The sequence below is a fragment of the Bacillus sp. EB106-07-01-XG149 genome (assembly GCF_058791555.1).
Window position 1 is genome coordinate 284,118 of the sequence record NZ_JBYTDP010000004.1, and the last position, 13,220, is coordinate 297,337.

General features: G+C 34.2%; 15 protein-coding genes. 14 read left to right on the forward strand and 1 reads right to left on the reverse strand.

Annotated features, from left to right (window positions below; genetic code table 11):
- The first annotated feature begins 11 nt into the window (after positions 1-11).
- On the forward strand, positions 12-911 hold the full coding sequence (locus tag AC3WTA_RS18460) for a PhzF family phenazine biosynthesis isomerase (RefSeq protein WP_000849087.1): 900 nt from the start codon (positions 12-14) through the stop codon (positions 909-911).
- A 33-nt stretch (positions 912-944) separates the two neighbouring features.
- Here AC3WTA_RS18460 and AC3WTA_RS18465 read toward each other — a convergent pair whose 3' ends face one another.
- Positions 945-1,154: a hypothetical protein gene (locus tag AC3WTA_RS18465; RefSeq protein ID WP_000801653.1), complete on the reverse strand. Its 210-nt coding sequence runs from the start codon at positions 1,152-1,154 to the stop codon at positions 945-947.
- A gap of 175 nt (positions 1,155-1,329) precedes the next feature.
- On the opposite strand from AC3WTA_RS18465, the gene AC3WTA_RS18470 reads away from it, so the two are divergent.
- From AC3WTA_RS18470 to zwf, 13 genes are all read left to right on the forward strand, one after another.
- The gene (locus AC3WTA_RS18470) at positions 1,330-2,169 is read left to right on the forward strand and encodes an aminoglycoside phosphotransferase family protein (RefSeq protein WP_070168981.1); all 840 of its coding nucleotides are present in this window, start codon (positions 1,330-1,332) and stop codon (positions 2,167-2,169) included.
- A 27-nt stretch (positions 2,170-2,196) separates the two neighbouring features.
- Positions 2,197-2,754 carry a DUF7010 family protein gene (locus AC3WTA_RS18475; protein WP_327965519.1) on the forward strand — a complete coding sequence of 186 codons (558 nt, stop codon included), beginning with the start codon at positions 2,197-2,199 and terminating at the stop codon, positions 2,752-2,754.
- 28 nt (positions 2,755-2,782) lie between these two features.
- Complete coding sequence (locus AC3WTA_RS18480) at positions 2,783-3,607, forward strand: MBL fold metallo-hydrolase (RefSeq protein WP_000788184.1); 825 nt, start codon at positions 2,783-2,785, stop codon at positions 3,605-3,607.
- A 16-nt stretch (positions 3,608-3,623) separates the two neighbouring features.
- Positions 3,624-4,190: an SGNH/GDSL hydrolase family protein gene (locus tag AC3WTA_RS18485; protein ID WP_000855211.1), complete on the forward strand. Its 567-nt coding sequence runs from the start codon at positions 3,624-3,626 to the stop codon at positions 4,188-4,190.
- A 356-nt stretch (positions 4,191-4,546) separates the two neighbouring features.
- Positions 4,547-4,942, forward strand: coding sequence for a transcriptional regulator SpxA (spxA, locus tag AC3WTA_RS18490; RefSeq protein ID WP_000236196.1), 396 nt, complete (start codon positions 4,547-4,549; stop codon positions 4,940-4,942).
- 30 nt (positions 4,943-4,972) lie between these two features.
- Entirely contained in the window at positions 4,973-5,107 is a 135-nt protein-coding gene (locus AC3WTA_RS18495) for a BA3454 family stress response protein (protein ID WP_000573513.1), read from the forward strand.
- Positions 5,108-5,457: 350 nt separating this feature from the next.
- Positions 5,458-6,516 carry an RNA-guided endonuclease TnpB family protein gene (locus tag AC3WTA_RS18500; protein WP_492332961.1) on the forward strand — a complete coding sequence of 353 codons (1,059 nt, stop codon included), beginning with the start codon at positions 5,458-5,460 and terminating at the stop codon, positions 6,514-6,516.
- A 226-nt stretch (positions 6,517-6,742) separates the two neighbouring features.
- On the forward strand, positions 6,743-7,156 hold the full coding sequence (saiR, locus tag AC3WTA_RS18505) for an Rrf2-family transcriptional regulator SaiR (protein ID WP_001083462.1): 414 nt from the start codon (positions 6,743-6,745) through the stop codon (positions 7,154-7,156).
- 124 nt (positions 7,157-7,280) lie between these two features.
- Entirely contained in the window at positions 7,281-7,616 is a 336-nt protein-coding gene (locus AC3WTA_RS18510) for an IDEAL domain-containing protein (RefSeq protein WP_000987459.1), read from the forward strand.
- Between the two features lie 1,035 nt (positions 7,617-8,651).
- Positions 8,652-9,971 (forward strand): aromatic amino acid transport family protein, encoded by a 1,320-nt coding sequence (locus AC3WTA_RS18515; RefSeq protein ID WP_001014153.1) that lies wholly within the window; start codon positions 8,652-8,654, stop codon positions 9,969-9,971.
- Positions 9,972-10,141: 170 nt separating this feature from the next.
- A complete protein-coding gene (locus AC3WTA_RS18520) occupies positions 10,142-10,564 on the forward strand; it encodes an STAS/SEC14 domain-containing protein (protein ID WP_078183043.1) in 423 nt (140 codons plus the stop codon).
- Positions 10,565-10,816: 252 nt separating this feature from the next.
- Complete coding sequence (locus tag AC3WTA_RS18525; RefSeq protein ID WP_000107928.1) at positions 10,817-11,293, forward strand: heme-degrading domain-containing protein; 477 nt, start codon at positions 10,817-10,819, stop codon at positions 11,291-11,293.
- Between the two features lie 388 nt (positions 11,294-11,681).
- Complete coding sequence (gene zwf, locus AC3WTA_RS18530) at positions 11,682-13,166, forward strand: glucose-6-phosphate dehydrogenase (RefSeq protein WP_070168980.1); 1,485 nt, start codon at positions 11,682-11,684, stop codon at positions 13,164-13,166.
- Positions 13,167-13,220 lie beyond the last annotated feature (54 nt).

Genomic DNA, 13,220 nt, shown 5'->3' on the forward strand with positions numbered 1-13,220 from the left:
GAGAAATGAAAATGAAGACTATAAAGGTATTTCATTACGATGCATTTACGAATAAACCGAATATGGGGAATCCCGCAGGTGTTGTATTAGAGGCAGATGGATTAACAGAAGGGGAAATGCAGCGTATTGCTGAAAAAGTTGGGTTTAATGAAACATCCTTTGTTCTTTCTTCAAAAGAAGCAAATATAAAGATTCGCTATTTTACTCCCGGTCATGAAATGGATTTATGTGGTCATGCGACAGTAGGGACTATATATGCACTTCATGAAAGGGGATTATTAGAAGGGAATCATAATTTAACAATTGAAACGAAGGCAGGGATTTTGCCGATACATATAGGTGCGAATGAAAGTGGAGAAACAGTTATTAAAATGAGACAAGCAACACCCCAGTTTCAAGATTTTACAGGTTCTCAAGAGGCATTAGCACATAGTATTGGCCTTGAAGTAAATGATTTAGATGGAAAATTACCAATTGTATATGGAAGTACTGGTATTTGGACTGTAATTGTACCTGTTAAAAATCTAGAAGCATGTGAGAAAATGAAACCTAATAATAATGAATTTCCATTTGTGCTAAAAGAAATACCAAAGGCCTCTATTCATCCGCTTTGCATAGAAACATATAATGCAGAAGCAAAAATGCACGGTCGTCATTTTTCATCACCTTACTCTGGAACAATAGAAGATCCAGTGACAGGAACAGCTTCAGGTGTAATGGGAGCGTACTATGCGACGTATTTGAAGAAAGATTTTGATCATGCAATGGAATTAATCGTTGAACAAGGACAGGAAATGAATAAAGATGGTCGTGTAACGGTATATGTAACGAAAGATATAGAGAATGAAAAGCTACAAATAGATATTGCGGGAACAGCGGTGTATGTGAAAGAATTTGAAGTTTCGATATAAAAAAAGAAAGCCCGGAATACATCCGGACTTTCATTATCTGTTCAACACTTCAATATACGAAGCATCTCCAGTTGTTCTTAAAGCAGAGCGGAAATTATTGTTTTCTAACGTTTTAGCGACTTGCTGTAACTGCTGTGCATCATCATGATGGATAAGTAAGCTGTCCGCACCGCTTTCTTCTATATGAATGTGCTCAACATTTCCAATAGCATCATGTACTGCTTTTAAAAATTCAGGTTTCATAGTGACCTCCTATATGTGTGTAACGTTGTTGTTATTATTTCCTTATTTTTGAAATGTAAAAGTAAATGAATTTTTGTTATATTAAGATTTTGGAAGGGGTTTCCTGTTTGTTTGTCAAATAATAGTAAAGTTGTCTTTTAAGTTGAGGGAATCTTCGGAATTGAAGGGTGAGGAAATGGACATTTCAATAATTGCTGCGCAACTCGTTAAGGAGAAAGTGATTTCACATGATCCAAATAGCATAAAAGTGTTGAACGGAGGAACGACAAGTACTGTGTATTTGTTGGATGAAAAATATGTAGTAAAGCTGAATGAACCGGACGTAATACGTGAAGAAGCTAATTTTCTCTCGTTTTATGAGGGGAATACTTTATTTTCAAAGCTTTTGTATAAGGAACCTTTCCATACATATTTCGTATATTCTTTCCTTGAAGGTAATACTTCGTGCGAACAAGGATATAAACGAAGTACGCTTCGTACACTTGTAAAAGAAGTTATTAATAAGTATAAAATTGTTCCAGAGGCAGATGGCTGGGGATGGAAAGAAAGTCCGGTTCAATCTTGGAATGAATTTTTAACAGGAAATGTGAAGACAGCTTATGAAAATGTAAAGCGTTACATAAGTGAGGAAGAGTATAGAAAAGTTCTTAAACTAGCAAATAGGGATGCCGGAGTAAATCAGCCATTTTTATTACATGGCGATTTCGGATTTCATAATTTTATATTCCAAGAGAATGAGCTGTATGGAGTAATTGATCCATTACCAGTGCTAGGAGATCCTATATATGATTTAATTTATGCATTCTGTTCAACTCCGGAAGATTTAACGAAAGAAACGATTGATTATGTGATGAAACAATGTGTATTTCATAAAAAAGAACGAGATTTATACGAGGAAATAGTAATAGGATTATATTTGCGTATAGATACATGTTTAAGACACCACCCGAAAGATTTAGAAGATTACTTAGTAGCTTGGCGTTATTGGATGGGTGAAATTGAGCCGGCTTTATAGTACAAATAGTTTGGGGGAGATAGTGAAATGAACATAGCAGAAGCAAAACGAGATTTAGCACAAAGAACGAAAAAAGGATTTCCAGTTATAATAGCTGGTATTTTATTTTGGATTGTAACGAGTGTAACGGGTATTCTTCTTTCAGAAAAACAAGTTGTGTGGGTGTATTTAATTGGTATGGGCTGTGTGTTTCCTTGTGGCTTAATGATAGCTGCTATATTGAAAATTGATATGTTTGCGAAAGGAAATCCGCTAGGGACTTTAGCTGGATTAATTGGCGGGATAAATGTATTAAATATTCCGTTTGTGTTACTTGCCTATTTTCAATTTCCAGAGTGGTTACCTTTTGTAGTAGCGATGTTAATAGGTGTTCATTTTGTGCCGTACGTATGGATTTATGAAAGTAAAAGTTATGGTTTACTGTCAGTAGGGACTGTATTCGTAACGTCAGTTTGCGGGATTCTTTTTGCCGACAATGGATTTACTGTAATTCCATTGTCAGTTACAGCTGTCTATTTACTGACTCTAATAGGTTTAGTAATTGAAAATAAAACAGTAGATCATTATCAACAAAAATCAGCTTAATAAAAATATAGGGATAGGGGGAATTAGTTTGAAAAATTTCGTTTGTACAACGTGCGGCGTACAGTATGCAGCGAGTGTGGAAGAACCGGTAAGTTGTGTTATTTGTGATGAGGAGAGACAATATGTGAATCCGAAAGGGCAGTCTTGGACGACTTTAGAAAACTTGCGAACGAGTGATACATATAAAAATGAAATGATAGAAGAAGAACATGGACTTTATAGCATTACGACAAAACCTAAATTTGCGATCGGTCAAACCGCATTTGTTATAAAAACGGATTCCTATCGTTTATTATGGGATTGTATTACTTATTTAGATGAAACGACAATTGAGAAGATAAAAGAGTGGGGCGGGTTAGATGCGATTGCACTATCTCATCCTCATTATTATTCAACGCAAGTAGAATGGGCAGAAACGTTTGATGTACCCATTTATATACATGAAGACGATAAAGAGTGGGTAGTACGCCCGAGTAGTCGTATTATTTATTGGTCTGGCGAGTCTTTACAATTAGCGGACGGAATTACTATTCATCGTCTCGGAGGACATTTTAGCGGCGGTTCTGTATTACATTGGGAAGAAGGAAATGATAGGAAAGGTATTTTATTAACAGGTGATATTATTCAAGTTGTAGCGGATCAGCAGTGGGTGAGTTTCATGTACAGCTATCCGAACTTAATTCCATTGCCAGCGAGAAAAGTGGAGGGAATGGCGAATCGAGTGAAGCCATTACAATTTAATCGTTTATATAATGCTTTTCACGGAGTAGTGAAAGAGAATGCAAATGAGGCAGTGGAACGTTCTGCTGAAAGATATATTAAGGCGGTAGAAGGAAAGTTATTTCGTACGTAAAAGGAGAATCAGCTCTATGAAAACGTTAGTATGCTTCGGTGATAGTATTACAGCTGATGAAACGTTTTTTGATGGAACGCCAAGGTTAACACCGCGTCTGCAAGAGATGTTTCTAAATTGGAAGGTGGTAAATGCGGGGGTTCCGGGCGATAATACGTTCGACGCGTTACATAGGGTTGAAGATGATGTACTATCACATAAACCAGACTTTGTAACAGTTTTTCTTGGTACGAATGATTCGGTATTATTTGATCCAGTACCATTACAAGTATACAAAGACAATTTAGAGAAGATTGTAAGTAAGATTTCACCAGAAAAAGTATTACTTATTAGTCCTGCACCAGTTGATGAAAAACGCCAGCATAATAGAACCAATAAAGTACTTGGTCAGTATGCAGACGTAGTAGAGGAAGTGGCGAAGGAAACAGGAAGTTATTTTCTGAATTTATATGCTGAGATGATTCAAGAACAGAGTTATAAAAGATTTGTAGAAGATGATGAAAAAGACGGTTTACATTTTGGCCGACAAGGTTATGAATATTTAGCGGAGTTAATTGGTAAAAAGTTAAAAGGGATTTTGTAAGAAGCAAAGTGTGCGCGCTTTGCTTTTTTGTTCGCGTATTTCCTCCTACAATGTTGCTGTGTTCAATGCAGTAGCTTTTATTATGCTAAACATGTAGGAAAGAAATAAATAAAGTGGAATATAATTTGTTTCGCTAATGGAATGCATCCAAGACTTAACAGTTGATTAATTGAACTGTAAAGTTTAAAATTACAGTATAGTTTTTAGAAGTGAGTTGCCATCGTTTGTAAAAAACAGATAAATTAAATATATTTTGAATAAATAATATAACGTGTATTTCATTCTAAACTGTAATTTTTTTTAATACATTTCAATAATCTATATAATAATTTAAAAAGTAAAGGAGTGTGTAAAATATGGTGATTTTATATACGACAGCAAGCTGTAGTTCATGCCGAAAAGCAAAAGCATGGCTTGAAGAACATCAAATTGATTATACCGAAAAAAATATCGTATCAAATTCTCTTACAGTCGATGAGCTTAAATCCATTCTCCGTTTAACTGAAGATGGTGCTACTGAAATTATTTCAACTAGATCTAAAACTTTTCAGGAATTAAATATAAATATTGAGGCGCTTTCGCTTAATGAGTTTTATAAATTAATAATTGAGTATCCTCAAATGTTACGTCGTCCAATTATGCTGGATGAAAAAAGATTACAGGTTGGTTTTAACGAGGAAGAAATCCGCAAATTTTTACCGCGTAGCGTTCGAACATTTTTGAATATTGAATTGCAAAAAATGGCTAATTAATAAGTAATATTTTGAAAGGAGGAAGCAAAAGTGATTGAAGTATGTGTTACAGTTAATTATAAAGATAGAAACTATCACACAAATGTTATTGTGAGTAAAGATACGATTTGGACAAAAATTAAACAATTGGCAGAAGAACAAGTTAAGAAACAGTGGACTGTTTAAATTTATTTGCAACTTAAAAAGTTAAATGAAGTTAGGAGATATAGGGGAGTTCTGATAGAATATAAAGGGATTAATTTTTTCATGCTAAGCATTCTTCTTGAATATTTTAACATATTATCCGAAAGAAGTCTCCTTCCTCAGGCGTGTGAAACACGATAGTCTAGCGGCATTTCGGAGATGAATTTCGGTTTGGCGTAGCCAAACATTTGGTTTTCCTATTTATTTCGCCTCTGATATAATCAGTCTTATAAGAGGGGAATTTTGGTATAACAATGAAAGTAGATAATAATCTTGTAGTGTTCAGGTTGTGTGATCACCGTCATAGCTTATGGAAAATGAGGTGAATGGATATGCCAAAGCAGAATAAGGCGTATAAATTCCGTCTGTATCCAACAGAAGAACAAGCACATCTCATACGAAAAACATTCGGGTGTGTACGTTTTGTGTATAACAAAATGTTAGCTGAACGAAAAGAAGTATATGCAAAATATAAGACAGAGTATGAATGGTTGAAAGAAGTTGATTCATTGGCATTGGCCAACGCGCAATTAAACTTGCAAACTGCGTATAAGAATTTTTTTAGTGGTCAAAGTGATTTTCCTACATTCAAAAGTAAAAAGAGTAGAAAATCCTATACAACGAATCGAGTAAACGGAAATATTATGTTATTTGATGGTTATATCAAATTACCAAAGTTGAAAATGGTGAAACTGAAGCAACATAGAGAAATCCCGCCAAAACATATCATCAAATCGTGTACGATTTCGATGACACCTACTGGTAAATACTATGTGTCCATCTTGACTGAATATGAAAAAGAGATTGTACAAAAAGAAGTACAAAGTGTAGTTGGATTAGACTTCGCAATGGCTGAATTGTACGTGAGTAGCGAAGATGAGAAAGCCAATTATCCTCGCTTTTATCGTCAGATGTTAGAGAAATTAGCGAAGGCACAACGAGTATTAGCAAGACGTGTGAAAGGTTCAGAACGCTGGAATAAACAACGAATTCGTGTAGCGAAGTTGCATGAAAAGGTCGCCAATCAACGTAAAAATTTTCTTCATCATAAGTCTAAAGAATTAGCTACGAGTTTTGACGTTGTAGCAATCGAAGACTTACATATGAAAGGAATGTCACGAGCATTTAGATTTGGTAAGAGTGTAGCGGACAACGGTTGGAGGATGTTCACGACATTTTTAGCATATAAGCTACAAGAACAAGGAAAACAGCTTGTAAAAATAGATAAATGGTTTCCTTCTACAAAGATGTGTAGTAATTGTGGAAATAAAAAAGAAATGCCATTATGTGAACGCACGTATGCGTGTTTGTGTGGACTCACAATTGGCCGTGATTATAATGCAGCGATCAATATCAAAAAGGAAGCCATCCGCTTATTAGTGTTGGCATAAATAGTAATAAAATAACCTTTGGAACAAGGGAGTTAGCTCGGCTGTCCTAGGACAAATTCGTTAGCTATCAAAAGTAGCGATGAACCGAGAAGCCCCTACTTCAAGTAAGCTCGTAAGAGGTACTAAGTGGTGGGTAGTTCACCGTTTGACTAACCTATCTGTAATATTTATGGCTACAGTATGTTACTAAGCGAGAAATCATATTTTTTATCGTAGGAGGACAACAATGAACAGCGACTTTACTTTGGCCATTCACAGTTTAACTTATTTAGCTTTACAGCCAGATCGGATGTCAACAAGTAATGCTATTTCAGAAAGTGCAGGTGTTCATCCCGTACGCATTCGCAAAGTGCTAAGTTTGTTAAAAAAACATAAGTTTATACAATCAAAAGAGGGAACTGGTGGAGGTTTTATTTTTGCCTGTGATTTAAGTGAAATTAATCTTTGGAATATTTATCAAATAACCTCTGAAGGTGCATTGCAGCCGAAGTGTCCAGAATCAAATGATCAGTGTATTGTAGGTTCGAACATGCGGAAAGTTCTTTTTGCTATTTTCTTAGGTGCGGAAGAACATCTAGGTGAATATTTAAAGAATTATACAATGAAAGAAGTTGTTGACCTTATTAATCAAGAACGTTAAGCGGCTTAATTATTATGTAGCCGTGAGTTCTTAAAAAATAACTGTAATTAAAAATAATACAGTTTAAGTTAGTTTTTATATCTTTTTTATCGTTACAAAAATATTGATAAGAAGGTGAAAAAGTATGATGTCAAATAATAATCATGTTTTAAAAGTGGGAGATTGGGTTCGTGGAATATCAAATGAGGGTGAATTCATAGTTGGTTACATTGTATCACTTGATGAAGTGGAAGATGTAGTTACAGTTAGTATTGTGAAACGTGACGACAAGTACACAATGAACGAAGCGATTTTACTCTTTAGTAAACACGTTAACAAACTCCCTGAATCAAAGGTAATAAATAAGGAGCAAATCCTGTATCTTATAGACCTTGCATTATTAACAGGGGATGAAGAATGGTTTATTGAGCTTTCTGCAAAATTAAACTTGATAAAAGAGCTAGTTAATGAGGGATTTTAAAGGTTAAATTATTCGCTTTTCATAGGTTGAATCGTGTAATAATCAATAATATCATCTCTTTTGTTGCATTTTAATAAAAGTGGTGATTGAATGATGTAAATGAGCTGTCCATATGGGCAGCTTATTTTATTTTTTCGTGTAGCAAAATGTGAGCGGTTCTCTCGTTAGCATCAAGTTTAAAAATGTATATGAATGCACTGTTTATAATATATATCCTAAAATTTGGTTTATGCATTTAAAAAGATATTTTTTTCACCACATTAATTATTTATTAGGATATCTTTTTTAGTTTGAAATAAAATTTTTAGATAAAGAAAAATATAAAAAATTTTAAAATGAGTAGCTTAAATAAACAATATTTTACTGTGTTTTATGCTGATTAATTCCATTTTAAGCGATAGGAACAAGGGTTGCATGCTAACTGTAAAATATTATCCATGTAAAATTATATCCAATTAATATTTCTGAAAATATAAAAATATTAATTTTATAAATATACACGTTATAATGAGTGCGTCGAGAGAAATTTTATTATCTCTGGAGAAAATATAAAAAATGCGATTATTAGTAAGAAAGGTGTGTGGTTAGAGGCGAAATGTATGTAAAGTGCTTCAGTGGCTTGTGTAATCAATACCATAAATGCTGCCGAAGCTATTAAAGTGATGTATAGGATTGAGAAAGAAATGCCTCATAAATGAAGAGAGGCCGGTTTAACTGAAATTACTTTTACAAGTAATTTAGAGAAACCATAAAAGTAATACACTGTTATTAGAAATGTTGCAACGTATTTATGAAGTCTATTCAATATTGTTCTCTTAAGCGGTCTTTATATAAAGAGCGGATATTACGAGTAAACTTTTTTGTGAACGCTAACATTTATGTTAGGACGCTAACTAGCGAATGTTTCAATTTGGATTCATTATGATGAAGGACTTGCAATGTGGGGCAACTTGTAAGGAATTCATTTTCCGAAAAAAGGAATATTTGTTAGCTATAAAGAGAGACGCAAGAATAGATACAAGGGGGAGTTATTATATGAACGGGAATACTGCAAAGAAAATAGAAGTTCAAGCTGAAAATATCGCACTAAAAAATGAGCAATATGCAGATCCGAAAAAGTGGCATAAGCAGGATACTACATGGGCATTGAGCCTATTTGGAACTGCAATTGGAGCAGGGGTGCTCTTTTTACCGATTAATGCAGGTTCAGGTGGTTTATTATCATTACTACTAATTACATTGCTTGCATATCCAGTTATGTATTACTCACATAGGGCACTTGCTAAAATGATATACGCTTCTAATTCTGCTGATGAGGGGATCACAGGTACAATTAGAGAGTATTTCGGAAATAAAGCAAGTATCATTTTTAACATCGTATATTTCGGTTCAATTTATACAATCGTGCTAATGTATTCGGTTGCGCTTACAAATACTGCAAGTAGCTTTATCGTGCATCAATTGCACATGCCAGAGCCTCCAAGGGCTATTTTATCACTTGTATTAGTTCTTGGTCTTATCGCTATACTGAATTTTGGTCAAGATATTACTGTAAAGATCATGAGTATGCTAGTGTATCCTTTCATAGCTTCTCTACTGTTTATCGCAATATCTTTAATTCCACAGTGGAATACGTCAATGCTTAGCTTTTCAGCTGTTTCTACTGCTTCAACAGGAACAGGATATTTTGGAACGATATTGTTGATTCTACCAATCATCGTATTCTCATTTAATCATTCACCTATGATTTCATCATTTGTTGTGAAACAGAGAGCTACGTATGGAATAGAAGCTACTGATGCTAAATGTGCGCAAATACAAAAAGTTTGTTATATCATGACATTCGCTGTAGTTATGTTCTTCGTTTGGAGTAGTACACTGAGCTTGACTCCAGAGGATTTAAAAATGGCAAAAGAGCAAAACTTATCAATTCTTTCATATCTTGCTAATGAGCTTAATTCACCTGTAATTACGATTGCAGCTCCAATCATTGCTTTTGTGGCTATTACAAAATCATTCCTTGGCCATTATATCGGAGCATTTGAAGTAATGCGTGACATGATTATTAAGTTCGGTAAATCACGTGGAAAAGTTATTGAAGAAAAAACAATTAAGACAATCGTCCTTACTTTTGTTGTATTATCATGCTGGTTTGTTGCTTATACAAATCCAAGTATTCTTGGACTTATTGATTCTCTAAGCGGTCCATTAGTTGCTGCTATCTTATGTCTATTACCGATGTATGCAATCAATAAAGTACCAGTACTAGCTAAATACAAAGGGAAAATGAGTAACGTATTTGTTATTATTGTAGGTGTACTTACTGTTTTAGCAAGTATTAAGTCATTATTCTAATTCACGATTGTTAGTTCTAATGTAAAATAAAATAGAACGATTTTGGGACAGACTTCTCCGTTTGGAGAGTCTGTCCTTTTTTAAATTAGCGACACAAGATCATCTTTCACATAGGCTCTTTTCGTAAATAAGATTGCTTCAATGCGTAACAATTTTATCTTATTGATTTCATGGGATATTTCCGTATAATTGTAACTAAGGGAGATGATTCCAATTTAAGTAAACTGAATATTAGTACAACTGTTTCCGGAGATATAATTGTTACTCGTCTTATAGGCAAGATTAAAACAGATGATGTTTATGAATGGTTTAATGGCTTCGAGCAAGTTTGTCAGCAATTCATTTCCGAGGGACGGAAATACAAATTGCTGGTAGATAGAAAAGGGTACACGCCAGATCATTTTTCTGTTCAAAAAGTATGGAAAGATAAGTTTTTCAATGAAACGATTTTGAATCACAGTAAGGCAATTGCTTTTCTCCTTGAAGAAGGGGAGATACTGAATTATTTACAACAATCCAATACAAAAGAATCTATAAAATTTTTCGATGATTATGAACAAGCATTCATTTGGTTGAATGAATATCCTATATGAAAATTTTAGCGAACCGGTTGCTCAATCAACTGGTTTTTTTATGCTTGTAAGAAGTATCCGGAAGAAAACTTCTATACGAAATGTTTAGTACGAAAGGACATACATTTTTAAGGCGTTAAATATAATTCATAATAGCACCAAGAAGAAAAGAATACGCTTTACGTTATTAGGTTATATGGAAAGTCAGTACGGTAGGGTCGCATAATTTTAAAAATAGCAATGTGGCATAAAGTGAGTAAGGGGGATAAACATATGAGTACTTCAAATTTGAATGAAATTAGTAAACAAATTTTAATAGAGGAGGAAACACTTCAATTTTCGTCTTTTACAAATGAAGATGCTTTGCAAATAGGTTTATTTATCGTTGAAACAGCGAGGAAGGAAGGGAAATTGATTGCTGTTGATATAGCGAAAAATGGTGTGCAACTATTTCATTTCAAGATGACCGGGACAACTGCGGAAAATACACAATGGATTGAGCGTAAAAAACGAGTTGTTTCTTTGCATAATCATAGCTCGTATTATATGCAGATACAAAGTGAAATAACGGGCATTCCATATAATGAAAAATATCTTTTAGATAGGTCGGATTATGCTGCATTTGGTGGTTGCGTTCCTGTGCAAATAAAAGATGTAGGAGTTATTGGAATGATAACAGTTTCAGGGTTACCACCAGAAGAAGATCATGAATTAGTTATAAGGGCAGTTAAAAATCATTTGAAACAATAATAAAAAGGCAAAACCGAACATATTCTTGTTCGGTTTTGCCTTTTTATTATTCAGCTCATGAACATATTTCTAATAAGATGTTACGGAATAAAAATCTTTAATTCGAGACACTTTTCTTGACGATTATAATCTATGTAGTTAATATGGTAGACATAACGTAACTTAATTACTAAAAGTAATTAAGTTATTTAATATAAGTTAAACTGAGTAAGTAGGATGTGGGGAAAATGCTTTGAATTGCCACTATTAATATTGGGGACAATGAGAAAGCGACAAATATAAAAAATTAGAATTTAAGAAGTAAGATTGGATCAACAATAATAGTAGCTTCTGTACAATGCATTTTTACTATAGTGACAATGACTATACATCACGAGGGGGACTGAAATTGGAATCAATGACCTTTGTTTTATTTGGAGCAACAGGGGATTTAGCTAAAAGGAAAATTTACCCTGCACTATATAACTTATATAGAGATCAAAAGCTTCCAAAGCAAATATCCGTTATTGGGCTTGGAAGACGTGAAGTATCTCATTTAGATTTTCAAAAAAGAGTAAAAGAATCAATAGAAACTTTTTCTCGTCGCAAAGATGAAGGTACTCCGAAAATAGAAGATTTTTTAGAGTGTTTTCGTTATTGTCCATTAGATGTGAATAAGCCAGAAGATTATAAAAGGTTATTGCAAGTAGTTCGTGAAAGGGAAGAAGAACAAAATATACAAGGGAATAGAATGTTCTACCTTTCAGTTACTCCTGACTTCTTTGAGACCATTGCTTTAAATATTAAAGAAAGTGGACTTGATAAAACGGATGGATGGAAGCGCCTAATGATTGAGAAACCATTTGGTCATGATCTTACATCTGCCCGAGAGCTGAATGATAGGCTTAGTCGAACGTTTGAAGAAGACGAAATATACCGTATTGATCATTATTTAGGTAAGCCGATGGTTCAAAATATTGAAGCACTTGAATTTGCAAACCCTGTTCTCCAATCGATTTGGAATAAAGAACATATTGCGAATGTACAAATCACAGCTAGTGAAACGGTTGGTGTAGAAGAAAGAGCAGCATATTATGATCATGCAGGAGCCATTCGTGATATGGTTCAAAATCATATGCTGCAAATATTAATGATGACTGCTATGAATCTGCCGGAAAAGATCAATGCATGTGAAATTCGTGAGGAAAAACGAAAGGTCATGGAGACTCTTCGTAAAGTGAAAAAAGAAGACGTTCAAAACCATATCATTCGCGGACAATATGCTTCAGGGGAGATAAAAGGACAACAAGTTGTGGCGTATAGAGAGGAGCCAGGAGTAAATCCTTCTTCTCAAACAGATACATTTGTTGCGGCTCGCTTATGGATTGATAACCCATTTTGGACTGATGTTCCTTTTTACATACGAACAGGAAAAAGAATGAAAGAAAAGTCTACTCGTATTGTAATTGAGTTTAAAAATACGTTAAAACAGCAGTATCAAGATAGTAATCCAAATGCAGCGCCTAATTTGTTAATCATTGAAATTAGCCCAAATGAAAATGTTTCACTCCAATTAAATAGTAAAAATCCATTGAACAATGGAGAGCTTGAACCGATCCGTATTCATTTTACTTGTGAGCAAACAGGTGTGGGAATACCTGAAGCTTACGAAAGGCTTATCTATGATGCTGTATGTGGAGATTCTACATTCTTTGCTCACTGGAGAGAAGTTGAATTGTCATGGGAATGGGTGCAGCCAATCCTTGAAGCATTCGAAGAAAACTTGTTACCTCTTCATGAATATGAGTCTGGCTCGTATGGTCCGGATGCTGCTCATGCTCTATTACAAGAAAGTGAATTTAAATGGTGGTTAGATGAAGGATTGAAAAAATAAGTACATCCTTATAAGTAAAGAAATATGACAAAAAGATATTCATCATTTTATTAA

Excerpts from the sequence above, each read along its gene's own strand:
- AC3WTA_RS18460 (WP_000849087.1), top strand. The coding sequence starts at position 12 with ATGAAGACTATAAAGGTATTTCATTACGATGCATTTACGAATAAACCG.
- AC3WTA_RS18465 (WP_000801653.1), bottom strand. The coding sequence starts at position 1,154 with ATGAAACCTGAATTTTTAAAAGCAGTACATGATGCTATTGGAAATGTT.
- AC3WTA_RS18470 (WP_070168981.1), top strand. The coding sequence starts at position 1,330 with ATGGACATTTCAATAATTGCTGCGCAACTCGTTAAGGAGAAAGTGATT.
- AC3WTA_RS18475 (WP_327965519.1), top strand. The coding sequence starts at position 2,197 with ATGAACATAGCAGAAGCAAAACGAGATTTAGCACAAAGAACGAAAAAA.
- AC3WTA_RS18485 (WP_000855211.1), top strand. The coding sequence starts at position 3,624 with ATGAAAACGTTAGTATGCTTCGGTGATAGTATTACAGCTGATGAAACG.
- spxA (WP_000236196.1), top strand. The coding sequence starts at position 4,547 with ATGGTGATTTTATATACGACAGCAAGCTGTAGTTCATGCCGAAAAGCA.
- AC3WTA_RS18500 (WP_492332961.1), top strand. The coding sequence starts at position 5,458 with ATGCCAAAGCAGAATAAGGCGTATAAATTCCGTCTGTATCCAACAGAA.
- saiR (WP_001083462.1), top strand. The coding sequence starts at position 6,743 with ATGAACAGCGACTTTACTTTGGCCATTCACAGTTTAACTTATTTAGCT.
- AC3WTA_RS18510 (WP_000987459.1), top strand. The coding sequence starts at position 7,281 with ATGATGTCAAATAATAATCATGTTTTAAAAGTGGGAGATTGGGTTCGT.
- AC3WTA_RS18515 (WP_001014153.1), top strand. The coding sequence starts at position 8,652 with ATGAACGGGAATACTGCAAAGAAAATAGAAGTTCAAGCTGAAAATATC.
- AC3WTA_RS18520 (WP_078183043.1), top strand. The coding sequence starts at position 10,142 with ATGGGATATTTCCGTATAATTGTAACTAAGGGAGATGATTCCAATTTA.
- AC3WTA_RS18525 (WP_000107928.1), top strand. The coding sequence starts at position 10,817 with ATGAGTACTTCAAATTTGAATGAAATTAGTAAACAAATTTTAATAGAG.